Source organism: Planktotalea frisia (assembly GCF_001890925.1).
Classification (GTDB): domain Bacteria; phylum Pseudomonadota; class Alphaproteobacteria; order Rhodobacterales; family Rhodobacteraceae; genus Planktotalea; species Planktotalea frisia.
The window spans coordinates 34652-58543 of sequence record NZ_MLCB01000045.1; the positions used below are offsets into that span (position 1 = coordinate 34652).

At 53.8% G+C, this 23892-nt stretch carries 20 protein-coding genes and 1 pseudogene; 12 read left to right on the forward strand and 9 right to left on the reverse strand.

The features are described 5' to 3' along the window. Positions 1 to 111: 111 nt before the first annotated feature. The 11 genes from PFRI_RS21045 to PFRI_RS02835 all read left to right on the forward strand — a co-directional run bounded on the left by PFRI_RS21045 (position 112) and on the right by PFRI_RS02835 (position 12883). A complete protein-coding gene (locus tag PFRI_RS21045; RefSeq protein WP_139292072.1) occupies positions 112 to 1008 on the forward strand; it encodes a hypothetical protein in 897 nt (298 codons plus the stop codon). A gap of 172 nt (positions 1009 to 1180) precedes the next feature. Next, on the forward strand, positions 1181 to 2539 hold the full coding sequence (gene xdhA, locus PFRI_RS02790) for a xanthine dehydrogenase small subunit (protein WP_072629231.1): 1359 nt from the start codon (positions 1181 to 1183) through the stop codon (positions 2537 to 2539). After that, the gene (gene xdhB / locus PFRI_RS02795) at positions 2536 to 4866 is read left to right on the forward strand and encodes a xanthine dehydrogenase molybdopterin binding subunit (protein ID WP_072629232.1); all 2331 of its coding nucleotides are present in this window, start codon (positions 2536 to 2538) and stop codon (positions 4864 to 4866) included. Before xdhA ends, xdhB begins: the two co-directional genes overlap by 4 nt. Further along, positions 4856 to 5788 (forward strand): xanthine dehydrogenase accessory protein XdhC, encoded by a 933-nt coding sequence (gene xdhC, locus PFRI_RS02800; protein ID WP_072629233.1) that lies wholly within the window; start codon positions 4856 to 4858, stop codon positions 5786 to 5788. The genes xdhB and xdhC overlap by 11 nt, the downstream gene beginning before the upstream one ends. Then, positions 5785 to 7299 carry an ABC transporter ATP-binding protein gene (locus PFRI_RS02805; protein WP_072629234.1) on the forward strand — a complete coding sequence of 505 codons (1515 nt, stop codon included), beginning with the start codon at positions 5785 to 5787 and terminating at the stop codon, positions 7297 to 7299. Before xdhC ends, PFRI_RS02805 begins: the two co-directional genes overlap by 4 nt. After that, entirely contained in the window at positions 7296 to 8381 is a 1086-nt protein-coding gene (locus PFRI_RS02810; protein ID WP_072629235.1) for an ABC transporter permease, read from the forward strand. Before PFRI_RS02805 ends, PFRI_RS02810 begins: the two co-directional genes overlap by 4 nt. Beyond that, positions 8381 to 9304, forward strand: coding sequence for an ABC transporter permease (locus PFRI_RS02815; RefSeq protein ID WP_175549225.1), 924 nt, complete (start codon positions 8381 to 8383; stop codon positions 9302 to 9304). The genes PFRI_RS02810 and PFRI_RS02815 overlap by 1 nt, the downstream gene beginning before the upstream one ends. Before the next feature lie 39 nt (positions 9305 to 9343). Next, a complete protein-coding gene (locus PFRI_RS02820; protein ID WP_072629236.1) occupies positions 9344 to 10423 on the forward strand; it encodes a BMP family ABC transporter substrate-binding protein in 1080 nt (359 codons plus the stop codon). Between the two features lie 112 nt (positions 10424 to 10535). Next, positions 10536 to 11468, forward strand: a complete 933-nt coding sequence (locus tag PFRI_RS02825; protein ID WP_072629237.1) for an aldo/keto reductase — start codon at positions 10536 to 10538, stop codon at positions 11466 to 11468. Beyond that, positions 11465 to 12112 (forward strand): DUF938 domain-containing protein, encoded by a 648-nt coding sequence (locus PFRI_RS02830; RefSeq protein ID WP_072629238.1) that lies wholly within the window; start codon positions 11465 to 11467, stop codon positions 12110 to 12112. The genes PFRI_RS02825 and PFRI_RS02830 overlap by 4 nt, the downstream gene beginning before the upstream one ends. A gap of 6 nt (positions 12113 to 12118) precedes the next feature. Beyond that, positions 12119 to 12883, forward strand: coding sequence for a GH25 family lysozyme (locus tag PFRI_RS02835; protein WP_072629239.1), 765 nt, complete (start codon positions 12119 to 12121; stop codon positions 12881 to 12883). A 33-nt stretch (positions 12884 to 12916) separates the two neighbouring features. Here PFRI_RS02835 and PFRI_RS02840 read toward each other — a convergent pair whose 3' ends face one another. From PFRI_RS02840 to PFRI_RS02855, 4 genes are all read right to left on the reverse strand, one after another. Next, positions 12917 to 15418, reverse strand: coding sequence for a GcvT family protein (locus tag PFRI_RS02840; protein WP_072629240.1), 2502 nt, complete (start codon positions 15416 to 15418; stop codon positions 12917 to 12919). 112 nt (positions 15419 to 15530) lie between these two features. Continuing rightward, positions 15531 to 15791 (reverse strand): hypothetical protein, encoded by a 261-nt coding sequence (locus PFRI_RS21050; protein WP_139292073.1) that lies wholly within the window; start codon positions 15789 to 15791, stop codon positions 15531 to 15533. Positions 15792 to 16073: 282 nt separating this feature from the next. Beyond that, positions 16074 to 17822: a gamma-glutamyltransferase gene (ggt, locus tag PFRI_RS02850; protein WP_072629242.1), complete on the reverse strand. Its 1749-nt coding sequence runs from the start codon at positions 17820 to 17822 to the stop codon at positions 16074 to 16076. A gap of 22 nt (positions 17823 to 17844) precedes the next feature. Next, positions 17845 to 18831: a 2-hydroxyacid dehydrogenase gene (locus PFRI_RS02855; RefSeq protein ID WP_072629243.1), complete on the reverse strand. Its 987-nt coding sequence runs from the start codon at positions 18829 to 18831 to the stop codon at positions 17845 to 17847. Positions 18832 to 18948: 117 nt separating this feature from the next. Here PFRI_RS02855 and PFRI_RS02860 point away from each other — a divergent pair, with 117 nt between their 5' ends. After that, positions 18949 to 19446 carry an SH3 domain-containing protein gene (locus PFRI_RS02860; RefSeq protein WP_072629244.1) on the forward strand — a complete coding sequence of 166 codons (498 nt, stop codon included), beginning with the start codon at positions 18949 to 18951 and terminating at the stop codon, positions 19444 to 19446. An 89-nt stretch (positions 19447 to 19535) separates the two neighbouring features. Here PFRI_RS02860 and PFRI_RS02865 read toward each other — a convergent pair whose 3' ends face one another. The 5 genes and pseudogenes from PFRI_RS02865 to PFRI_RS02885 form a co-directional block, all read right to left on the reverse strand. Beyond that, positions 19536 to 20414 carry an extensin family protein gene (locus tag PFRI_RS02865; protein WP_072629245.1) on the reverse strand — a complete coding sequence of 293 codons (879 nt, stop codon included), beginning with the start codon at positions 20412 to 20414 and terminating at the stop codon, positions 19536 to 19538. Continuing rightward, positions 20411 to 21325 carry a prephenate/arogenate dehydrogenase family protein gene (locus PFRI_RS02870; protein WP_072629246.1) on the reverse strand — a complete coding sequence of 305 codons (915 nt, stop codon included), beginning with the start codon at positions 21323 to 21325 and terminating at the stop codon, positions 20411 to 20413. Before PFRI_RS02870 ends, PFRI_RS02865 begins: the two co-directional genes overlap by 4 nt. After that, the gene (gene hisC, locus PFRI_RS02875) at positions 21322 to 22407 is read right to left on the reverse strand and encodes a histidinol-phosphate transaminase (protein WP_072629247.1); all 1086 of its coding nucleotides are present in this window, start codon (positions 22405 to 22407) and stop codon (positions 21322 to 21324) included. The genes PFRI_RS02870 and hisC overlap by 4 nt, the downstream gene beginning before the upstream one ends. A 110-nt stretch (positions 22408 to 22517) precedes the next feature. After that, the gene (rpsD, locus tag PFRI_RS02880; RefSeq protein WP_072629251.1) at positions 22518 to 23138 is read right to left on the reverse strand and encodes a 30S ribosomal protein S4; all 621 of its coding nucleotides are present in this window, start codon (positions 23136 to 23138) and stop codon (positions 22518 to 22520) included. A gap of 170 nt (positions 23139 to 23308) precedes the next feature. Next, positions 23309 to 23833 (reverse strand): annotated as a pseudogene (locus PFRI_RS02885) (DNA-3-methyladenine glycosylase I); the annotation flags it as partial. Between the last annotated feature and the right edge of the window lie 59 nt (positions 23834 to 23892).

Consider the following 23892-nt stretch of genomic DNA (forward strand, 5'->3'; position numbering starts at 1 on the left):
ACGGACTATTCCCTTTGGAATGTTGACAAAAAATAGTGCGTTTCGCTAAATTTTCGGACGTGTGGGTCGTTCCTTGATGAAACCTTTCTCTTGGATGTCGGAAACGAACAAATGCTGAATACCTTCGTTAAAACCGCTTTCGCGGGTCGGAAGGCCGCGAAGCAGCGTCAAACAGGTAGGTTTCACAAAGCGGTTCCAAGTGTAGCGCAGGTCTTTCCCAGATTAACCGCTAAAGTATTTGCCCGGCGATATCTCCAGTCAGAGCATCAAATTTTGAGAGATGTAAGACATTCGGAAACCCCATTTGAAGTCATAAAATGTGGTGCAGGCTACATTCTAAGATTAGACGCAACAGATGCTCAAGGCACAAGGCGAAGGTGTTTGATCGTTCCCGGTCACGGTGGGCACTACAAACAATTTCTCAGGTTGATACGTAACCTGCATAAAAACCAATTTAGCGTCGATATTCTCGCCTTTCCTGGACATCTCGGAAAAAAGAGAGAGACATGTTCAATGCGATCCATTGCGCAAACCGTGCGCACAGCGTCAAAACAGCATGGAATTTACCATTTGTTAGTCGCCCATTGTGTAAGTGCGAATGCGGTTTTGTTTGAATTGGAAAATGGTCCCTTAAGTGCGCGCTACGCATTCATTTCCATACCTTTGAAACTACAAAATTTAATTCGAAGCGGTGGCGAACTGATTGGTTTAGCGGGTAAAAGTCTTTCCTATTTCATCAAGCAAGTCGACGCATTAGGGGCGCCTTACCAACTAGATAAGGACTGGTACAAAGTCGCTGAATCTCAAAGTGCGCCCTTATTGCTCCTCCATTCCACAAATGATTTCGCTGCCCCTTTTGAAGACATTGCTCCGTTGCAAAGAACATGGCCAGCAGCGCAAGTCACGCTCTATGAAAGTGGCGATCACAACGGGATCGTGACCAGCAAGCGCACCGTAGACCGTTTGGTGACATTTGCCTTGGACGAGGCAGATCGAATCTCTGCGTAACGCACGAAAAAATAATATTCAATTCGTGCTACCAGATCGAATGTTCTTGCAAGTTCACGTGTTCGCCTCCTAAGTTTGAATTTCACAATCTAAACAAAGCGCTTTCTACGCCGCATCGAGGGCGCACACTTCAGCACTATCAAATAAACCAGTACCGCGGCAGGCATATGGCATGAGCATCAAGTTTCTTCTGAATGGAGAGGCGGTAGAGTTAATCGACGGTAGTCCGACGGTCACTCTGCTCGATTGGCTGCGCGAAACACGCGCGATGACGGGAACCAAAGAAGGCTGTAACGAGGGCGATTGCGGGGCTTGCACCGTCATGGTCACGGACGCAAGCGGCGCGAAAGCTTTGAACGCGTGCATTCTGTTCTTGCCGCAATTGCATGGCAAAGCGATCCGCACCGTTGAAGGGTTTAGCAGCCCCGATGGCGCGTTGCATCCTGTGCAAGCAGCGATGGTTGAGCATCACGGATCGCAATGTGGATTTTGCACGCCGGGATTTATTGGCTCGATGGTGACGGCACACCGCAATGGGCGCGATGATTTTGACGACGCTTTGGCGGGTAATCTATGTCGCTGCACAGGCTACGCACCGATTATTCGCGCAGCAAAAGCGGCCGCGAGCGAGGATGTTCCAGACTGGGTGCAGGACATTGCGCCTGAAGTCAGCGCAAGCGCTTTGTCCCCTGAAACGAGTGATGAATTGGCGGCTTGGTATGAAGCAAATCCAAACGGAACGCTTGTCGCCGGTGCGACTGACGTGGGGCTTTGGGTGACGAAACAGTTAAGAGAGCTTACCGACATCGCGTTTTTGCATCGCTGTCGCGATTTGCAACGCATTGAAGACCAAGGCGATCATCTCAAGATAGGGGCCGGGGTCACCATGGCGCAGCTTCATCCTGTTTTGAAAGAGTGTCATCCTTCTTATGCAGAAATGGTGCGCCGCTATGGGTCAGAGCAAGTGCGCCAAGCCGCCACGATCGGCGGCAACATCGCGAACGGCTCACCGATTGGAGACAACCCACCTGCTTTGATCGCCCTTGGTGCAACCTTGCATCTGCGCAAAGGCGCGACGCGGCGCGAAATGCCTATTGAGGCGTTTTTCATCAGCTACGGCCAGCAAGATCGCAAAGCAGGGGAGCTTGTTGAGGGTGTGACGATCCCCAAGCATGCAGACGCAATGCGCTGCTACAAGCTCTCCAAACGGTTTGATCAGGATATTTCTGCGGTGTGTGGGTGCTTCAACATCGAAATTTCGAGGGGCGTCGTCACAAATGCGCGTATCGTTTTCGGGGGGATGGCAGGGATACCGATGAGGGCTGAAAAGACCGAAGAGGCCCTGATTGGTCAAGCTTGGAATGAAGATAATATCGACCTTGCAGCAAGCATGATGGCAATTGATTTCACTCCTTTGTCAGACATGCGCGCGTCTGCCGAGTACAGATTGCTTACTGCACAAAACATGCTGCGGCGGTACTTTGCAGAGCTTTCAGGAATGCAAGTTTCTGTCCTGGAGGTGAAAGCATGAGCGTTGCAAAACCACTTCCTCATGACGCCGCAAAGCTGCATGTCACAGGTGCCGCACGCTACGTGGATGATATCCCGACACCGCGCGGAACTTTGCATCTGGCATTTGGTCAGAGCGAGATTGCACATGGTGAGATTCAAAGCATTGATCTTACCGAAGTTCGTCGTTCCTCTGGCGTAACCGCCGTCCTCACCGCGGATGATTTACCGTTCGACAATGATGTTAGCCCCTCTGCACATGACGAGCCTTTGTTGGCGGAAGGATCAGTTCATTATGTGGGGCAGCCCATCTTTTTGGTGATCGCCACATCCCATTTGCTCGCGCGCAAAGCCGCGCGATTGGCCAAGATCGAATACCTCGAAAAACCCAGCCTACTGAGCATTGACGACGCACTCGCAGCAAACAGCCGCTTTGAGGAAGGGCCGCGCATCTATCAAAAAGGCAATGCCACTAACGCGATAAAGCAGGCAGATCACACGATCGAAGGTGTAATCGAGATGGGCGCGCAGGAGCATTTTTATCTTGAAGGGCAAGCTGCTTTGGCCCTGCCTCAAGAAGGGTCTGACATGGTTGTGCATAGCTCGACCCAGCATCCTACAGAAATTCAGCACAAAGTCGCAGAGGCACTTGGCGTTCCGATGAATGCTGTGCGTGTCGAAGTGCGGCGCATGGGCGGTGGCTTTGGTGGAAAAGAAAGCCAAGGCAATGCTTTAGCTGTCGCATGTGCGGTTTCAGCACGCGCAACGGGGCAGCCTTGTAAGATGCGATATGACCGCGATGATGATATGATCATAACCGGCAAGCGTCATGATTTTCGCATCAAGTACAAAGCAGGCTTTGATGCACATGGACGCGTCAGCGGAGTAGATTTCATCCAGTATGCGCGCTGTGGTTGGGCGCAAGACTTGTCGCTGCCCGTCGCGGACCGTGCGATGCTACACTCGGACAATGCTTACTTGCTCGAAAATGCACGGATTGAAAGTCACCGACTGAAGACAAATACGCAGAGCGCAACAGCATATCGCGGATTTGGCGGACCGCAAGGGATGCTCGGGATCGAGCGCGTGATGGATCATGTCGCCCACGCGTTGGGGATGGATCCGTTGGCAGTGCGGCGTGCAAATTATTACGCGGACCTGCCGGCCGAAAATGCAGGAGCCTCCGGCGGAAGTTTAACTGGAAAGATGAAGTCGCAGACGACGCCCTATGGCATGGAGGTCACAGACTTTATTTTACATGAGATGACTGGAGCGTTGGCAAAAGCGGCTGACTATGAAACGCGCCGTTTGGCGATCGCAAAGTGGAATGCGCAAAATCCTATTTTGAAAAAAGGTATTGCACTTACCCCCGTAAAGTTCGGGATCTCCTTTACGCTTACTCATCTCAATCAAGCGGGCGCATTGGTGCATGTCTATTCAGACGGCTCTGTGCATTTGAACCATGGCGGCACTGAAATGGGACAGGGTTTGTTTCTGAAAGTTGCCCAAGTTGCGGCAACGCGATTTGGCATTGACGTGAGTGCGGTCAAAATTACAGCGACTGATACAGGCAAAGTTCCGAACACCTCTGCGACGGCGGCCTCATCTGGATCTGATTTGAACGGGATGGCCGTAAAGGCAGCCTGTGATACGATCCGAGCGCGATTGATTGATTTCTTGGTTGGACATTTTGGGGTGGCCCAAGAAGCAATTGTTTTTGATAATGACGAAGTACGTATCGGTGACAAGGCTTTGGCCTTCGCTGACGTCGCCAAACTCGCCTATGAAAACCGTATTTCATTGTCTGCAACCGGGTTCTACAAAACACCAAAAGTTGCATGGGACAGGATCAAGGGAGAAGGTCGGCCATTCTTCTATTTCTCCTATGGCGCGTCGGTGAGCGAAGTTGTGATCGACACTCTCACTGGCGAAAACCGTATCCTGCGCACGGACATTTTGCACGACGCAGGCGCATCCTTGAACCCTGCGTTGGACATTGGACAAGTCGAAGGAGCCTACGTTCAAGGTGCAGGTTGGCTCACGATGGAAGAGCTGGTCTGGGACGACAAAGGCACTTTGCGAACGCACGCGCCGTCCACCTATAAAATACCGGCTTGCTCTGATCGGCCTGACATCTTCAACGTTTCGCTTTGGGATAGATCGAACCCAGAGGAAACCATCTACCGCTCCAAAGCTGTGGGTGAACCACCGTTTATGCATGGAATTTCTGCGCTCATGGCCTTGTCAGATGCCATCGCTTCCTGCGGCGAAAGTTATCCGTCGCTTGATGCGCCTGCCACGCCGGAGCGTGTTTTGAAAACAGTTGAGCGGGTGAAACATGGGATTTGATCTGAACGCACTGGAGCGCGCGGTAACCGAGCATGGGCGCGTGGCCCGTGTGGTTATTACTGGGATTCAAGGGTCTTCACCGCGCGAAATTGGTGCGTCCATGCTTGTTTGGCAAGGCGGACAAAGCGGGACGATTGGTGGCGGGGCTTTAGAATTTGAGCTCGCGAAATCAGTTTTGAACGTAGCCGACAAGCGCCTTAGTCGCCACGCACTTGGACCCGAGTTGGGGCAATGTTGTGGGGGGGCTGTTCAAATTGTGACGGAGGTGTTTGAGCAAAACACACTTCCAACATCGCAAAACGGGGTTGTTGTAAGAGCAGTTGATGGATCCCACACCATGCCTTTGCGCGTTCAAAAATTGCTGAAGGACGCGCGCAGCGGTGCTTTGATAGAAACGCACGTTTGCCAAGGATGGTTCATTGAGGCAGTGCATAAAACCACGCGCGCGCTTTGGGTTTGGGGCGCAGGACATGTAGGACGCGCATTGGTGAACACGCTGGCACCTTTGCCAGAATTTGCGACCACATGGATTGATACCAGCGAAGATCGCTTTCCAAACAACGTTCCCGAAGATGTCACCAAACTTCCAGCGCAAAATCCAGCAGCGCTGGTCAAGCATGCGCCAAAAAATGCGGAACACCTTATTCTGACCTATTCGCATGCCCTTGATCTTGAGCTTTGTCATCAACTGCTGACGCATGATTTCCAATTCGCCGGGTTGATCGGATCGAAAAGCAAATGGGCACGCTTTCAAAGTCGTCTCGCAGCGCTTGGCCACTCAAACGCTCAAATTTCGCGCATTACGTGCCCGATTGGTAACCCTATCTTAGGCAAACACCCGCAAGCTATTGCGATTGGGGTCGGCTCTTCTTTATTGAAGGCGTCGCAAACTGTGGCACAAACACAAAGGAACTCAGCGTGAGCGATCCACTTCTGCGCTTGAGTGGCCTGACCAAGGCCTATCCCGGAGTTGTCGCCAATAGCGATATCTCGTTTGATATTCACGCAGGCGAAGTGCATGCTTTGCTCGGCGAAAACGGTGCTGGAAAGTCAACGCTGGTCAAGATGATCTACGGGTTGGTAAAGCCTGACACGGGTCGCATGACGCTAAACAACGCACCCTTCGCGCCCAGCGCACCAAGTGCGGCGCGCCTGTCTGGTGTGGCCATGGTATTCCAGCATTTCTCGCTATTTGATGCGTTGAATGTTGCAGAAAATATCGCGCTCGGGATGGAAAACGCACCTAAGCAGCGTGACTTGGCCGCAAAGATCAAAGAGGTGTCCCATCAATATGGTCTGCCGCTTGATCCTTTCATGCGGGTCGGCGATTTGTCCGCAGGAGAGCGGCAACGCGTTGAAATCATTCGCTGTCTTTTGCAAAATCCCAAATTGTTGATCATGGATGAGCCGACATCTGTTCTAACCCCGCAAGAAGTGGAAATCCTGTTCAAGACGCTGCGTCAACTTAAATCAGAAGGCACAGCGATCCTTTATATCAGCCATAAACTCGAAGAGATTCGAAGCCTGTGTGATACGGCGACGATCCTGCGTTTGGGCAAAAAAGTGGCGACCTGCACACCCGCAGACACCAGCGCCAAAGAACTCGCAGAAATGATGGTCGGCGAAACTTTGCATGTGCCAGAACGCGCAGCAGGCGCGTTTGGCGAGGTTTTGCTTGATGTTACAAACCTATCTTTGCGCGCGCCCAGTGAATTTGGCACGGCGCTCAAAGAGGTGAGCTTTAAGGTGCGCGCGGGCGAAATCCTTGGAATTGGGGGGGTCGCTGGCAACGGTCAGGACGAACTGCTTGGCGCTTTGTCTGGCGAAGTGAGCAGCACGAATGCGGTCAGCCTGCGTGGGCGCGACATCAGTAAGCTCGGCCCGCAACAAAGACGCGCTTTGGGGGTTTTGGCGGCACCTGAGGAACGCCTCGGGCATGCAGCAGTCCCTGACATGAGTTTGACAGAGAACGCGCTTTTATCAGCAGCCGTGCGCAAAGACATGATGCGATCCGGCTTTTTGAATTGGGGCAAGGCCAAAGCCTATGCGGAGCACGTGATCAAAGAGTTTGATGTGCGCACCCCCGGACCTGCGAACGCAGCGCGCTCGCTTTCTGGCGGTAATTTACAGAAATTTGTGATCGGACGAGAAGTCTTGCAAGACCCTGATGTTTTGATCGTGAACCAGCCCACGTGGGGCGTAGATGCCTCCGCCGCAGCGGCGATCCGCCAATCTTTGATGGATCTCGCCGCGAAAGGTGCGGCTTTGATCGTGATCTCGCAAGACTTGGACGAACTCATGGAAATTTCAGACCACTTCGCCGCATTGAACGAAGGACGTTTGTCCGCCATTCGCCCTGTGCAAGGCCTAAGCGTGGAAGAGATCGGCCTGATGATGGGCGGTGTGCACGACAGCATGGAGGGCGCGGCATGATCCGCCTCGAAAAGCGCGCGCAACCAAGTCAGTTTTGGACCTTTGCGACACCTTTCTTGGCCGTCATCATGACGATGATCGTCGGTGGCATCATGTTTGCCGCGCTTGGCAGTGACCCATTCGAGGCGATCCGCACCATCTTTTGGGATCCTTTGTTTAGCGAACAATTCGCCGCCTATTCACGCCCACAATTGTTGGTGAAAGCGGGGCCCCTGATCCTGATTGCGATTGGACTTTCTTTGGGTTTCAAGGCTGGCATCTGGAACATTGGCGCAGAAGGTCAATACATCATGGGTGCCATTTGCGGCGCTGGCATGGGCCTTGCGTTCTACCCCTCTGAGAGCTTTATCATTTTCCCGCTCATGATCCTCGCAGGCGCGCTTGGCGGCTGGGCTTGGGCGATGATCCCGGCGATTTTGAAAACCCGTTTCGGTACAAATGAAATTCTGGTTTCTTTGATGCTGGTTTACGTAGCCGAAGCTTGGCTTGCTTCTGTATCGTCTGGTCTGTTGAAAAACCCCGAGGGCATGGGCTTTCCCGGAAGCCGCAATTTGCAGCAATACCCTGCAAGCGCCAACCTTGAAATCATCCAAGGCACAGGTATGCACTATGGCGTTTTGACCGCCTTCATCGCGGTGATCTTCGCCTATGTCTTGCTGTCACGACACATACTTGGCTTTCAGATCCGTTTGACTGGCGAAGCCCCCCGCGCTGCACGGTTCGCTGGTGTGAACCCGACGCGGATCGTGTTTCTCTGCCTCGGTCTTGCGGGCGCGCTCGCGGGTATGGCAGGCATGTTCGAGGTCTCTGGCCCCGCAGGTCAAATCACCATCGACTTCAATTCGGGCTATGGCTTTACCGCGATTATCGTCGCGTTCTTGGGCCGATTGCACCCTATCGGTATACTCTTTGCGGGCCTGCTTATGGCGCTCACCTACATCGGCGGTGAACTCGCGTCATTGATGCTGGGCATCCCATCCGCAGCAATCCAATTGTTCCAAGGAATGCTTTTGTTCTTCCTGCTTGCAACAGATGTGTTCATCAACTTCCGTATCCGGTTAGACTCTGGGGAGGCCGCATAATGGACCTGTCATCCATCAACCCCGTCCTTCTCATCGCCTCTTTGATGGTATCTGCCACGCCTATTTTGCTCGCGGCTTTGGGCGAACTCGTTGTCGAAAAGTCAGGCGTTCTAAACCTAGGCGTTGAAGGCATGATGATCACTGGCGCGATCTGTGGTTTTGCGATTGGCGTCAATACAGGCTCGCCCGTTTTAGGCTTTATGTTTGCGGCTATCTGTGGCGCTTTGCTGTCGCTCGCCTTCGGCATTTTAACGCAATATTTGCTCTCTAACCAAGTTGCCACGGGACTTGGACTAACCCTTGTTGGGCTTGGCCTAAGTTCACTGATTGGTAAACCTTATGAGGGTATCAAATCGCCAACGCTGCAAAAGATGGAGCTGCCGATTCTCTCTGATATTCCTATCGTTGGGCCTATGCTGTTCTCGCACGATCCGATGGTCTACTTCTCAGTGGCCCTCGTTGCAGCGACTTGGGCGGTGCTGAAATACAGTCGTGCGGGTCTGATCCTGCGCGCTGTTGGCGAAAGCCATGATGCCGCCCACGCGCTTGGGTATAAAGTCGTGCGCATTCGCCTGCTTGCGATCCTGTTTGGCGGCGCTTGTGCTGGATTGGCAGGCGCATACATTAGCCTTGTGCGGGTTCCACAATGGACGGAAGGCATGACCGCTGGTGCGGGTTGGATCGCCCTCGCGATTGTTGTTTTCGCAAGCTGGAAACCATGGCGTGTGCTGATAGGTGCCTATCTTTTTGGCGGTGTCACGGTCTTACAGCTGAATCTACAGGCAGCAGGAGCGAAGGTGCCGATCGAGGTCTTGTCGATGTCGCCTTATCTGATAACTATTGCAGTGCTCGTGATCATCTCGGCGCGCGGCAATCATGGCGCGCCCGCTGCACTGGGCAAGATTTTCCACGCCTCTCGTTAAGAGCGGCAGAACACCACCATCCACAGGGGGATGCATCACATGAAACGCAGAACACTTCTCGCGAGCGCAGCTGTCGCGCTGGCACTCACAGGCACTGCATTTGCAGACGGCCACGGCAAAACCAAAGTTGGTTTCGTCTTTGTTGGCCCTGTCGGCGACGGCGGCTGGACATATGAGCACAACAAAGGCCGCCTCGCGGTCGAAGAAGCATTTGGAGATAAAGTCGAAACAGTGTTTCAGGAAAGCGTCCCTGAGGGTGCAGATTCCGAACGTGTGATGACACAAATGGCGCTGTCGGGTGCAGATCTAATCTTCACAACGTCCTTTGGCTACATGGACCCGACGATCAACGTTGCAAAGAAATTCCCGGACGTGAAATTCGAGCACGCGACAGGCTACAAGCAAGCTGACAACGTGTCTGTCTATTCCGCGCGTTTCTACGAAGGTCGCGCAGTTCAGGGCCATATCGCGGGCAAGATGACGAAGACCAACAAAGTTGGCTACATCGCGTCCTTCCCAATTCCTGAGGTTATTCGCGGCATCAACTCTGCATTTATCCACGCGAAGAAGGTTAATCCTGACGTCGAATTCTCTATCGTTTGGGCCTACACTTGGTTTGATCCCGCGAAAGAAGCAGACGCGGCACAAGCTCTGATCGAGCAAGGCGCAGACGTCATTTTGCAGCACACAGACTCCACCGCGCCACAGGCCGCAGCGGAAGCAGCTGGCGGCGTCATCACCTTCGGTCAAGCATCTGACATGGCAGAGTTCGGCCCGATGCCGCGCGTTTCGTCCATCATCGACGATTGGGCACCCTACTACATCGACCGCGTTCAAGCGGTGATGGATGGCACATGGACAAGCACCAGCACATGGGACGGTATCGGCCCTGGCATGGTTAAAATCGGTGAAATTTCCGATGCTGTTCCAGCGGACGTTAAGGAAGAAGCGCTTGCGATGGTCGCGGCTTTGGGTGACGGCAGCTACCACGCCTTCACTGGCCCGATCAACAAACAGGACGGCTCCGCATGGCTCGCTGAAGGCGAAACAGCGGACGACGGCACACTTGCTGGCATGTCTTTCTACGTTGAAGGCATCACAGGTGAAATCCCTAACTAAAGTTCGGATCATCTGACAAGAACAAGGCCTCGCTTGGTGACAAGCGGGGCCTTTTTTGTAGCGCGGTGCTGTTGCTCTTTTCAAGCCAAGCAGCGCGTGCCATTTTGGCAGCATGATAGATATCAAAACCCTAAATGGAACCGCCGCGAGCCCATTCGCTTTTGGCACAATGCAATTTGGCGGCACTGCCGATGAAACAGCCAGCGCCGAGATGTTTGACGCATCACGTGCGGCAGGCATTAACCACTTTGACACTGCATATCTTTATACAGAAGGTCGCTCCGAAACGATCCTTGGGGCACTTGTAAAGCCCCTGCGCGACGAGCTGATAATCGCCACTAAAGTTGCTTATGACGAACAGGGTGATCCTACCAAACTCCAAACCGATTTTGACGTTTCGCGCAAAAGGCTAGGTATGGAGTGCGTTGATATCCTTTACCTGCATCGTCACGTCGGCAAGGACCTGCCGCGCGCGATTGAATGGATGGCTGAGCAACAAAGCCAAGGCACACTTCGCTATATTGGACTGTCGAACTTCGCTGCTTGGCAAGTCATGGATGCTGTCGGGCTGGCCAAATCGCACGGAACACGCATCGATATCATCCAGCCCATGTACAACCTTGTGAAGCGCCAAGCAGAGGTTGAAATTCTGCCGATGTGCATGGATCAAGGCATCACATGCGCGCCCTATTCGCCGCTTGGTGGTGGATTGTTGACCGGAAAATATGGCCAAGGCGCGAGTGGTCGAATCGCGACGGATACACGCTATAACCAGCGTTATTCACTTGCATATATGCACGAAACCGCTGCCGCCCTAAGTGCGCTCGCGCACGAACAGAACATTCATCCAGCAACGCTCGCCGCCGCATGGGTTGCCCATCACTCGTTTGCGCCTGTGCCGCTCTTATCAGCGCGTTCCGTTCAGCAATTGCAGCCTTCACTCGACGCAATCACCTTTGAAATGGACGACGCGCTTTATCAAAAGATTGCGGCACTCAGCCCTACCCCACCACCTGCGACAGATCGCTGGGAAGAACGCGTATGACCCTCCCTCCGACAGCAAGCATTGCAGAGCAAATGGATGATGGCCGACTTGTCGCGCCGTCTGCTTCTAAAAACGCGAACGCGCTTTGCCAAGTCCTGCGCGATTTTGCCCCAAAGACAGGTCGCGCAGTTGAGCTGGCAAGCGGAACTGGCCAGCATTGCGTCGCTTTTGCCAAGGCGTGCCCAAACCTCATTTGGGTGCCCACGGATATCGACGAAGCGCGGCTCGCTTCTATTGCGATTTATGTGAGTGATGCGCAGCTTGAGAACCTGACATTGCCAGTAAAACTTGACGCGACCAAAGCGGGTTGGAGCGCAAGTACAGGAAAACTCAACCTGATTGTTTTGGTTAATTTGCTTCATCTGATCAGTGCTGAACATGCGCGCACAGCTATGGATGAAGTCAGCCAAGCGCTTGCCCCTGGTGGCATGTTCTTGCTCTATGGCCCATTCAAACGAGAAGGTGCGTTGATCTCTGAAGGGGATGCGCGTTTTCATGAAAGCCTGATCAATGCAGATCGCGAAATTGGCTACAAAGACGACACTGAAATTTTGAATTGGGCGTGCGACAGTGGCCTTGTGGTGGATCAAATCCTTGAAATGCCCGCAAATAATTTGAGTTTTGTAATTCGTAAACCGAAGTAATTTTCTATGACTTTGACCCGCCGCGCGACACTCACTGGATTGGCAAGTTTGCCACTACTTTCAGCGCCTTCGCTTTTGCTTGCACGCTCGACGTTTCGAGACAACGATCCTGTAAATTTTGGCGCTCGAGGGCCTTCGACGTTTCCAGTTCACGGCATTGATGCTGCGCGCTTTCAAGGCCAAATGGATTGGAAACAAGTGCGTCGCCAAGGCATCCGTTTTGCCTGGCTGAAAGCAACGGAAGGCGGTGATTTACTTGATCCTGAATTTAAAGCGAATTGGCGCGCAGCTAAACGTGCGCGCGTGCCAGTTGGGGCCTATCATTTCTATTACTTTTGCACCGATCCAGATACGCAGGCCAAGTGGTTCATCAAGAATGTGCCGCGTCTGCGCGGGGGAATGCCACCTGTGCTCGATCTGGAATGGAACCCGTTTTCGCCGACCTGCACCTTGCGCCCGCCAGCAGCCGAAGTGCGCAGAGTTGCCAATCGGTTCATCAAGATTATTGAGCGTCACTACCAAACCCGTGTTGTCGTCTACACTGCCCCCGATTTCTGGGAACGCAACGATGTTGCCCGCCTGAAACGAGACTTCTGGCTGCGCTCAACAGCCAATCACGTCGAACAACGCTATCGCGTCAAAGGGTGGCGGTTTTGGCAATACACTGCGACGGGTGTTCTGGACGGCATCGAAAAAGAAGTCGATTTAAACTGCTTCAACGGCTCTGAGGCACAGTGGAAGCAGTGGCGCAAATCGCGGGGTGTGGGCTAATAGCGCGCTGCCTTAAAAGCAGCGCGCATCCCATCAACCGTCTACACGGATAGTGGTGTTCTTTGGATCATAAGGGCTGTCTTCAACGATTTCAGCATCCCAAAGCTGGTTCAGCATTTTGACTTTCAGTTTTTGACCGACAACCGCCAAATCAGGCGACACATAACCCATGCCAATCGACTTGCCGAAGTGCACAGAATACCCACCAGAGGTGAGACGACCTACTTTGGTGTCCCCGTCATAAAGCGCCTCGCGGCCCCATGGGTCCGCATCGCTCGGTCCATCAATCAGCAAAGTCACGCACTTGGATCTGATGCCAATCGCTTCCATCTCTGCCTTGCCCTGAAACTCCTTGCTCAGATCAATAAACCGCGGCAAGTCCGCTTCCGCAGGTGTTGCATCGCGACCCAACTCGTTGCCAAAGGCGCGATAAGATTTTTCCTGACGCAACCAGTTTTGGGCGCGCGCACCAACCAGTTTCATCCCATGGGGCTCACCCGCTTTTTCCAGCAAATCAAACAGATAGTTCTGCATTTCCATCGGATGGTGCAACTCCCACCCCAGCTCGCCCGTGTAGGCCACGCGGATCGCATTCACGGGGCACATGCCCAGCTCAATCTTGCGCGCAGAGAGCCAAGGGAAGCGCTTGTTCGTGAGTGCAGTCGCAGGATCAGCATCCTTAATAACGCTGTTCAAAACATCGCGTGATTTGGGGCCCGCGATGGCAAACACACCCCACTGCGTGGTAACATCCTGAATCTCGATATAGCCGAACTCAGGCGCTTTATCCTCCGCAGCTTTGCGCAGGAAGTCAGCGTCATACGCAGTCCAAGCACCGGCGCTCACAAGATAATAATCGTTCTCGCCATTGCGCACGATGGTGTATTCTGTGCGTGTCGTACCCGCCGCAGTCAGCGCATAGGTTAGGTTGATACGGCCAATTTTCGGCAGTTTGTTACAGGTAAACCAATCCAGGAACGCCGTCGCACCCGGGCCCTTGACCACATGCTTCGTGAAGGCCGTCGCATCGATGAGGCCGACGCCCTCACGGATCGCTTTGGCTTCCTCAACCGCGTGCTCCCACCACGCACCGCGACGGAACGAACGACCATCGTGATCGAAGTTATCAGGCGCATCGAGAGGTCCATAATAGTTAGGACGCTCCCATCCATTCACAAATCCAAACTGCGCGCCACGTGATTTCTGGCGGTCATAAGCAGGCGCCGTGCGAAGCGGGCGACAGGCCGGACGTTCTTCATCAGGGTGGTGCAAAACATAGACGTGATCGTAGCACTCTTCATTCTTGCGCGCTGCAAACTCTGTGGTCATCCAAGAGCCGTAGCGCTTGGGATCAAGGCTCGCCATGTCAATCTCGGCTTCACCATCTACCATCATTTGCGCAAGGTAATAGCCCGTGCCACCCGCCGCTGTGATGCCAAACGAAAACCCTTCTGCCAGCCACATATTGCGCAGACCCGGTGCTGGACCAACAAGCGGATTACCATCAGGTGTGTAGCAGATTGGACCGTTGAAATCATCCTTCAGCCCGCTTTCCTCACATGACGGCATCCGGTGGATCATCGCCATATATTGCTCTTCGATCCGGTCTAGTGCGAGCGGGAAAAGATCTGCGCGGAAACTGTCTGGCACGCCATATTCAAAGACTGCTGGCGCGTCTTTTTCGTACACGCCCAAGATCCAACCACCACGTTCTTCACGAACATAGCTTTGCGCGTCTGCATCACGGATTACAGGGTGCTCAGGATTGCCATCCTTGCGCCATTGCTGCAAAGCGGGATCAACGTCAGTCACAATGAACTGGTGCTCAACAGGGATCGCAGGAATTTTGATGCCAAGCATTTTCGCGGTGCGCTGCGCATGGTTGCCAGAAGCGGTTACGACATGTTCTGCGGTAATGACAACCTGCTCGTCAGACGCGATCAGATTGCCGCCCTTCTCGATCATCTTCGAACAAGTCACGTTCCAATGCGTGCCTGTCCATTCAAAGCTATCAGCTTGCACACGGCGTACAATTTCGACGCCGCGCTGACGCGCGCCCTTGGCCATCGCCATCGTTACATCCGCAGGGTTAATATAGCCGTCCGTCGCGTGATACAAAGCGCCCTCAAGCGTCTCGGTATTGATCAATGGCCAGCGCGCTTTGATCTCGTCAGGGGTCAAGAATTCATAAGGGACGCCGCAGGTTTCGGCAGTTGACGCATAGACCATATACTCGTCCATGCGTTCTTTGGTTTGGGCCATACGCAGATTACCAACGACCGCGAAACCCGCGTTCAGACCCGTTTCCGCCTCAAGCTCTTTGTAGAAATCAACAGAATATTGGTGAATATGCGTCGTCGCAAAGCTCATGTTGAAGAGCGGCAAAAGACCCGCGGCATGCCATGTAGACCCAGACGTCAGCTCATCACGTTCCAGCAGCATGACATCATCCCAACCCGCTTTCGCAAGATGATACGCGATAGACGTTCCGACAGCACCGCCGCCAACGACAAGAGCTTTGACCTGAGTTTTCATGATCTGCGATTCCCTGAAATGCACTTTCATCCCTTGTCGCAAATGTCGCAGGCACGCGCGGGGTCAAGCCGACGCAAAACCGTTGGAAACCGACTTCTTTTTACTTTGCGCGTTAGCCGCTCTCAGAACCGCTTTGTTGATCTGTATTGGAAGCATTTGCGTGTTGTGGCGTTTCAAACGCCTCTGACACCTTGTCTAACTTGTCTATCCGCACCTTCGCCTTTCGCACCTTCTGCACCAAATTCGACGAACGCATTGCTTCGTTTGTGATGCAATGCGTATTGAGCGGCTCGATTGCCATAGACACACCATGCGCCCCCGCGCCTGAAATCACACCACGTTTGAGCAGCATAGCATTTAATTCTTGCGCCATCGCACTGTCCACACGCAACAAACGCTGCAACATTTCTGGCGAGCATCGATTGTGCGCACGAGCTAGCAATTTGGCTGTGGCATAATGCGAAAATGCGGTTTGTGATGCCGCAGCAGGCGCCAACGAAGCAACGGCAGGCAAGGCAGGCACTGCAAATATAGCAGCGAGCGAGGCGGTGAAGGATCGTCTATTCATAAGTTAGATATGGTGTTGCGAATGGCTCGCAACAAGGGGAGACGCCAATTTAGAAGAACAACCCGACCTTCATCTTTCAAAATAAACTTATTTCCCAAGGGCAACGCCTTCGCGCCGCGGATCGGCTCCACCGAGCAAGCTATCACCGATCGAGATCGCGTTGATTCCTGAATTAAGATCGCGTATTTTCACCTTATATCCAAGCGCTTCCAACTCAGGAGCCATCGCCTCCATCGCGCTACCAGCTTCCAGATCATAGGTGCCAAAACGGTTCACAGCATGCCCGAGCGAAACCGCCTGTTGAACATCCATTCCCCAATCTAAGTGCGCGACAATCGTTTTTGCCACGTAGCCAATAATCCGGCTGCCACCGGGGCTACCCACCACCAAAACAGGTCTACCGTCTTTCAAAACAATCGTCGGAGCCATCGAAGAACGCGGTCGTTTGCCCGGTGCGACGGCATTGGCGATCGGCACCCCTTCTTTATGCGTGCGAAACGAGAAATCTGTCAGCTCATTGTTCAGCAAAAATCCCCGCACCATCAGGCGCGAGCCAAACGCATTTTCAATCGTCGTCGTCATCGACAACGCGTTACCGTAGCTATCCACGATTGAGATATGAGAGGTCGATGGCAGCTCAATACTCTCATCATCTGCCCAGAGCATCGCATGATCAAACGCTGGCATGCCCGCACTCACCGTCTCCAAAGCAGGCCCCCCATCCAGCGCCTCCGCACGCTGCGCCAAATACTCGGGATCGACCAAGCCTTTCACAGGCACGGGCACAAAATCGCTATCCGCCATGTAGCGCCCACGATCTGCAAACGCGAGCCGCGAAGCATCGCCAATCAAGCGCCAGCTTTGTGGATTTTCAGCACCCAAAGCGGCCAAGTCGTAGCCATCCAGCATTCCCAAGATCTGCCCAACCGTCAACGCCCCAGACGAGGGTGGCCCCATCCCACAGACCTCATGCGCGCGATAAGCAGCGCAAACCGAGGCACGCTCTTTGACCTCATAGCCGCGCATGTCAGACATGCTCAACACACCAGGATTACCACTCGTGTTGCGCACGGTTCGCACAATTTCACGCGCGATATCACCGTTATAAAAATTCATCGTCCTGTTCTTGGCGAGATCACGCAGCGTCTCTGCATAGTCAGGATTGCGTAGGATTTTACCTTCTTTCAAAGGCACGCCTGCCGGATAAAAATACGCAGACGAACCACCGAAGCGCACCAAGCGGTTTGAGTCGCGCGCAATCATACCAGCCAAACGCTCTGATACTTTGAAGCCACCAGCGGCCAACGCGATGCCATCTTCAAACAGCGTATCCCACTTTTGGTTGCCCCATTTTTGATGCGCGCGTTCCATCAACGCAGGCGTGCCAGGCACCCCAACCGAGCGCCCACCAACAACCGCATCCCAGAACTTCAAAGGCTCTCCATTCTCGTCCTGAAACAAACGCGGAGTCGCATCAGCGGGTGCAGTCTCGCGCCCGTCAAGCGTGGTTAATGCGCCACTCTCTGCATCATACCAAACCAGAAACGCGCCACCACCAAGACCAGAGCTTTGCGGCTCAACCAGTCCTAGAACGGTTTGCACCGCGATCATCGCATCCGCAGCCGTCCCACCACGCCTAAGCACCTTGGCGCCCGCTTGCGACGCCAATGGATTGGCAGCAACGATCATCCAGTCTTGCGCTTCGACCGGCGTTCCAGCCGCTTTGGAATTAAGGGAAATCGTCGTCTCAGGCTGAACCGCATCTGCGGCCTCTTGAGCGAATAAAGCAAACGGCGCAATCAACGCCAATCCTGTTGAAATCAACTTCTGGCGCATCGTCTCGTCTCCCTAAATTGTTTTATAACATGCCCGGAACGACCTGATCCGGTGGGCGATGCCCATCTGCAAATGTCTTGATATTGATGATGACTTTTTCACCCATCTCTAGGCGACCTTCTTGAGTGGCCGACCCCATATGCGGTAGCAACACGACGTTTGGCAGCCCTTGCAAATCAGGGCTCACTTCCATGCCATGCTCATAGACATCAAGCCCAGCACCAGCGATGTCACCCGCCTTGAGCATTCGCGTCATTGCATTTTCATCAATCACTTCACCGCGTGACGTGTTCACCAAAACAGCGCTGGGTTTCATCAGCTTCAAACGTCGCGCATTGAGCAAATGAAAGGTCGAGGGCGTATGCGGACAATTCACGGACAGAACGTCCATACGCGCGACCATCTGATCGAGGCTCTCCCAATAGGTCGCCTCCAAACCATCCTCAACCTCTGGACGCAAACGGCGGCGATTATGATAATGGATCTGCATCCCAAATGCGCGCGCGCGCTGCGCCACTGCTTGGCCAATGCGACCCATACCAAGAATACCAAGGCGACGCCCACCAACGCGACCACCCAGCAAAGCTGTCGGAGCCCAACCGCCCCACTCACCCGACTGCATAACGCTCAATCCTTCAGGAATGCGCCGCGTCACGGCGAGCAAAAGCGCCATCGTCATGTCAGCGGTGTCATCGGTCAAAACTCCGGGCGTGTTAGACACCAAAATCCCACGCTGCCGCGCTGTCGCCACGTCTATATGATCCACTCCGACACCATAGTTCGCGATCAACTTCAAACGCGGACCGGCACCTGCAAGCAAGGCAGCATCAATCGTATCTGTTACCGTTGGCACCAAAATATCAGCCGTTTTCACCGCTTCTGAGAGCTCCGCACGGGTCATCGGTGTATCATCATCACGCAAGCGCACATCAAAAAGCTCTTTAATCCGCGTCTCAACCGCCTCTGGCAGGCGTCGCGTCACGACAACACTCAAGCGTTCTGATGGCATCTTGCTCTCCTTGCGGGTTTTCAAACGGACCGTTCAGGTGCAGAGTGCCCAAAAGCGCCGCCACCTACAAGAAGCAAGGCGCAATAATATTACGCAGTCAAAAAAACAGGCCTATTTATGAAACCAATTGCGACGCTTTTGCGAGCAGGCATGCTCGCTCTTATTGCAGCGACAGCCAGCGCGTCCGAGCGCGGGGCCGTGACCAATTTACCCTTGCCTCGGTACGTTTCCCTAAAGGCGAGCGAAGGTAACGTGCGGCGTGGGCCTTCCCTCAGCCATCGCATCGACTGGGTCTTCAAACGCCGCGATATGCCACTTGAAATCACCGCTGAACATGGCCACTGGCGTCGCGTACGCGACCGCGATGGCGCAGGCGGTTGGGTGCATTATTCTTTGCTCTCTGGCACACGCTACGTGCTGATCGAGCAAGACATGCTCGCACTCTACCAACGCGCGGATCCAGCGACTCCTGTTATGGCTCGATTAGAACATGGCGTGATTGCACGACTTGGGAAATGCGGCCCTGCTTGGTGTCGCCTCACCTCATCGGGCTACAAAGGCTGGGCACCAAAAGCAGCACTTTGGGGCGTTAGACTGGAAGAACTTCGTGAATAAACCGCTGCTCTTCCTCTCTTTTTAAATATCCTAGGGGGTCTGGGGGACTAGTCCCCCAGCCGGTCGGATCGCTTTGCGATCCGAAAACATCACATGCAATAACTGCCAGATCGATACCGCGCCGTATCAAAATGGAAATGATCCTGATGATAGCGATCTGCATTCGGCCCTAAAACTGTACCAAACGGCCCACAAGCCGCCTTGTGCATGCGCTTCAAAGCCGGGCCGTTCTTTCCAGAACGCCAGCCTTTCAAAACCGTAATCACTTCTTCGTTTTTCAGCTTAATTCCAGAAATATCAATCGCACGGCCTTTGCCGTGCTCTGAAATCTTGGCACCCTTTTTGTTATTGCGCGTACGGCACGCATAATGCGCAGCGACACGCGAAGATTTCACACCACCACCGCGATTACCAAGCGCAGGCTTCACGCCTTTATCAATCCAAGTCTTCAAAGCTTTTGCCGTACCGCAATCCATGACAGACGATTGGCTCAGCGCAACACCCGAAACAGATCGAACCTTAACAGCGTTTTGCACACCGCATCCGCGAATACGCCCTGGAACAGCGCCAACCACATCGCCTTGAATCGCGGGGTCACCGCAAACAGACCCTTTCACAAGCGCGCGTTTTGCTTGGCGGCGTTGGCCCATGACCTTTTCCGCCAATCCTTTTGGGCGCGTCACTGGATGCAAAGATTGCTGCAATCCCACTGCAGCTGACGCGAGCATAATCTGCGCGCCATCACCCATGGCCTTTTCTTGCTCCGACATTGGGCGCAGCTTCGGGCGATGTGGCAAAGCGGCTTCAGCAGCTAAAACTGCCTTCACTTCAGGGCGTAACTTAGGGCGCAGCAAAACTGGCGAAGGTTCTTGCCCACGCGCCAAAGGACGCATCGACGCATCAGGCGCAATTGCCGCGGCTGGCATCGCCAAACACCCGAGCAAGATCGCTGCAATCACATGCTTCATGTTTTCGTTCGCCCAAAATCGGGGGCATCCGTATCCTGCCCCGCTTCAACAATGCCCCGCCGGATGCCACGTGTGCGCGTGAAATAATCATGCAACATATCGCCATCTTCGGTGCGGATCGCGCGTTGCAATGCAAAAAGCTCTTCTGTGAAGCGCCCAAGAATTTCCAACGTCGCGTCTTTGTTGTTTAAGAACACATCGCGCCACATGGTAGGGTCAGACGCTGCGATGCGTGTAAAGTCGCGGAAACCCGCCGCCGAATAGTTGATCACTTCGCTATCTGTCACGCGACTGAGATCATCGGCGACACCAACCATCGTATATGCGATCAAGTGCGGCGCGTGGGAAGTCACGGCCAGCACAAGATCATGATGATCCGCATCCATGCGCGCGGTTTTCGACCCGATCGCTTGCCAAAGTGTATCAAGCTGATCGACCACGGCGACATCAGTGCCCTCCACCGGTACGATCAGAAACCAGCGCCCTTCAAACAGTTCAGCAAACCCCGAACGTGGGCCTGAATGCTCTGTACCCGCAAGCGGATGCGAGGGAACAAAATGCACTGTATCAGGTAAATGCGGATGCACTGCGTCTATGACTGCTCGCTTGACAGATCCAACGTCTGTGACCGTCGCGCCTGCTTTCAGCGCTGGTGCGATCTCGCGCGCGACCGCATCCATCGCACCAACAGGGACGCAAAGAACCACGAGATCAGCGCCTTCGACGGCTTCGGCCGCGCTGTCACAAATACGATCACACAGCCCAATCTCACGCGCGATATCGCGCGTTTCGCCAGATCGTGCATAGCCCGTCACTTCGCCAACCAAACCATCGCGCTTGAACGCCCAATAGAGCGAGGAAGCAATCAATCCTAGGCCAATTAGTGCCACGCGATCATAAATCTGACTCATCGCGCGCCGCCTTTGAACTGGCCAACCGCATGAGCAATTTGGCGACAAGATGCTTCATCACCGACGGTGATGCGCAAAGCTTTGGGCAGTTTGTAGCCCTTCACACGTCGCACAATCAGCCCTTGGCTTTGTAGGTAGGCGTCGCATGCACCTGCTTCTTCATCACTGCCAAACCGCGCAAGTATAAAGTTCGCGAGGCTCACATCCGATGGCACGCCATGCGCGGCCAGTGCATGCGAAAGCCAGTCGCGCCATTTCGCATTCGCCTCACGGCATTGATTGACGTAGGCCTGATCCTGAACCGCCGCCAAAGCAGCGCGCAAACCAGCATCGCTCAAGTTAAATGGACCACGTACGCGGTTCAGCACATCAATGATCGCTTTAGGTGCATAGCCCCAACCGACCCGCAAAGCGCCAAGCCCATAAATCTTGGAAAAGGTGCGCGTCATCACAACATTCTCGCGCGCGTCCACCAAGGCTGCTCCACCATCATATTCCTCAACATACTCCGCATAAGCGCCGTCGAGCACCAAAATCGCTTGCTCTGGAATACCCGCCGCCAAACGCTCGACCTCAGACAAAGCAATCATCGTGCCCGTTGGATTGTTAGGGTTCGCAATAAAAACCAGCTTGGTCTTGTTCGTGCAGGCCGCGAGGATCGCATCGACATCTGTCACGCGGCTTTGCTCTTTCACTTCGACAGGTTTCGCCCCTGCTGCACGCGCGGAAATCGCGTACATGGCAAAGCCGTGCTCTGTGTGAATGACTTCGTCACCTTTGCCCGCGTAGGCTTGGCACAAAAACGCGATGATTTCATCAGAGCCTGCACCGCAAATGATGCGGTCCCCGTCCAAACTGTACACCGATGCAATGGCTGCGCGAAGCTCAGCGTGATCCGACGAAGGATACCGATGCAGCGAACGCGCACCCGCCTCATAAGCCTTGATCGCGGCAGGCGACGGGCCGAACGGGTTCTCGTTCGACGAGAGTTTCACGACATTGCTGACACCCTCAACATGCGTCGCGCCGCCTTGATAAAGCTCGATGTCCATAATGCCCGGTTGGGGTTTGATCTTGCTCATGTGCTGGTCTCCTTACTGCGCTTTTAGCCAGCCCGTTTCGCCAAAGCCAGCCGAAACGAAAAAGGCCGCCGCGATCTCTCGCGACGGCCCTGAATTTTATGCTGTGAACCTTAGTTCTGTGCGTAATATTCGATCACGAGGTTTGGTTCCATCAGCACCGGATACGGCACGTCGGACAGACCAGGTGTACGTGTGAATGTCGCTGTCAGCTTGGAGTGATCGACGTCCATGTAGTCAGGCACATCGCGCTCTGGAAGCTGTGTTGCTTCAAGAATTGCGGCCATCTGCTTGGAACGATCACGTACCTCAACAACGTCGCCTTCGCGAACGCGGTAGGATGCGATGTTTACTTTCTTGCCGTTCACACGGACGTGGCCGTGGTTCACGAACTGGCGTGCAGCAAAGATTGTTGGAACGAACTTGGCACGGTACACAACCGCGTCCAAACGACGCTCGAGAAGGCCGATGAGGTTTTCACCTGTATCGCCTTTGACGCGGTCCGCTTCTTTAAAGATCTTCTTGAACTGCTTCTCAGTCAGGTCGCCATAGTAGCCCTTGAGCTTCTGCTTGGCGCGCAACTGCAGACCAAAGTCGGAAACTTTTGCCTTACGGCGCTGACCGTGCTGGCCGGGGCCATATTCACGGCGATTTACTGGGGACTTCGGACGACCCCAGATGTTTTCGCCCATACGGCGGTCAATTTTATATTTGGCAGATGTGCGTTTGGTCACGATCTGGATCCTTTCAAGTTTCATTTTTGAAAGGTGCTGTCCTTTGGTTTCGCTCTATACGTGAAGGTATAAACAGAGCTCGACCCGACAGGCATCCCCTTACGAGGGCCACCAACACCAATAAAAGGGCGCATACAGAGGGGGTTTGCGCGAGTCAACAGCGCTAAGGTTCAACGCACAAGCTTTTTAACCCCCTCGTGCCTCGGACACGTCACAAGGTGATCATTGATCATGCCAACTGCCTGCATAAATGCGTAAACGATTGTAGGCCCACAAAATTTGAAACCGCGTTTCTTCAGGTCTTTCGAAACCTGTGTAGAAAGTTCCATAAAAGCAGGCACTTCATCGAGTGTGCGCCAAGAATTCTGGATTGGCGAACCACCGACAAAGCCCCAAAGGTAGCGATCAAAACCTTGCTCTTGTTCAATGCTCTGCCAAACACGCGCGTTGGTAATCGTTGCGCCGATTTTGCCACGATGGCGGATGATACCGGGGTTTTGCAAAAGCCTTTCGATTTCTTCCTCACCCCAGCCCGCGACGATATTGGGATCAAACCCAGCAAAAGCTTCGCGAAAATTCTCGCGTTTCTTGAGGATCGTGATCCAGCTCAGTCCCGCTTGAAAACCATCAAGGATTAGCTTCTCCCAAAGTGCACGACTGTCATATTCAGGCACGCCCCAGTCAGTGTTATGATATACCGCTGCTACCCCAAAACCCGAATTTTTTCATGGGTTATGACGCGGAAATTGTCTGA

Bases quoted from the DNA above. Each gene is read 5' to 3' on its own strand.
- PFRI_RS21045 (WP_139292072.1), top strand. From the start codon at position 112: ATGCTGAATACCTTCGTTAAAACCGCTTTCGCGGGTCGGAAGGCCGCG.
- xdhA (WP_072629231.1), top strand. From the start codon at position 1,181: ATGAGCATCAAGTTTCTTCTGAATGGAGAGGCGGTAGAGTTAATCGAC.
- xdhB (WP_072629232.1), top strand. From the start codon at position 2,536: ATGAGCGTTGCAAAACCACTTCCTCATGACGCCGCAAAGCTGCATGTC.
- xdhC (WP_072629233.1), top strand. From the start codon at position 4,856: ATGGGATTTGATCTGAACGCACTGGAGCGCGCGGTAACCGAGCATGGG.
- PFRI_RS02810 (WP_072629235.1), top strand. From the start codon at position 7,296: ATGATCCGCCTCGAAAAGCGCGCGCAACCAAGTCAGTTTTGGACCTTT.
- PFRI_RS02815 (WP_175549225.1), top strand. From the start codon at position 8,381: ATGGACCTGTCATCCATCAACCCCGTCCTTCTCATCGCCTCTTTGATG.
- PFRI_RS02820 (WP_072629236.1), top strand. From the start codon at position 9,344: ATGAAACGCAGAACACTTCTCGCGAGCGCAGCTGTCGCGCTGGCACTC.
- PFRI_RS02825 (WP_072629237.1), top strand. From the start codon at position 10,536: ATGATAGATATCAAAACCCTAAATGGAACCGCCGCGAGCCCATTCGCT.
- PFRI_RS02830 (WP_072629238.1), top strand. From the start codon at position 11,465: ATGACCCTCCCTCCGACAGCAAGCATTGCAGAGCAAATGGATGATGGC.
- PFRI_RS02835 (WP_072629239.1), top strand. From the start codon at position 12,119: ATGACTTTGACCCGCCGCGCGACACTCACTGGATTGGCAAGTTTGCCA.
- PFRI_RS02840 (WP_072629240.1), bottom strand. From the start codon at position 15,418: ATGAAAACTCAGGTCAAAGCTCTTGTCGTTGGCGGCGGTGCTGTCGGA.
- PFRI_RS21050 (WP_139292073.1), bottom strand. From the start codon at position 15,791: ATGGCGCAAGAATTAAATGCTATGCTGCTCAAACGTGGTGTGATTTCA.
- ggt (WP_072629242.1), bottom strand. From the start codon at position 17,822: ATGCGCCAGAAGTTGATTTCAACAGGATTGGCGTTGATTGCGCCGTTT.
- PFRI_RS02855 (WP_072629243.1), bottom strand. From the start codon at position 18,831: ATGCCATCAGAACGCTTGAGTGTTGTCGTGACGCGACGCCTGCCAGAG.
- PFRI_RS02860 (WP_072629244.1), top strand. From the start codon at position 18,949: ATGAAACCAATTGCGACGCTTTTGCGAGCAGGCATGCTCGCTCTTATT.
- PFRI_RS02865 (WP_072629245.1), bottom strand. From the start codon at position 20,414: ATGAAGCATGTGATTGCAGCGATCTTGCTCGGGTGTTTGGCGATGCCA.
- PFRI_RS02870 (WP_072629246.1), bottom strand. From the start codon at position 21,325: ATGAGTCAGATTTATGATCGCGTGGCACTAATTGGCCTAGGATTGATT.
- hisC (WP_072629247.1), bottom strand. From the start codon at position 22,407: ATGAGCAAGATCAAACCCCAACCGGGCATTATGGACATCGAGCTTTAT.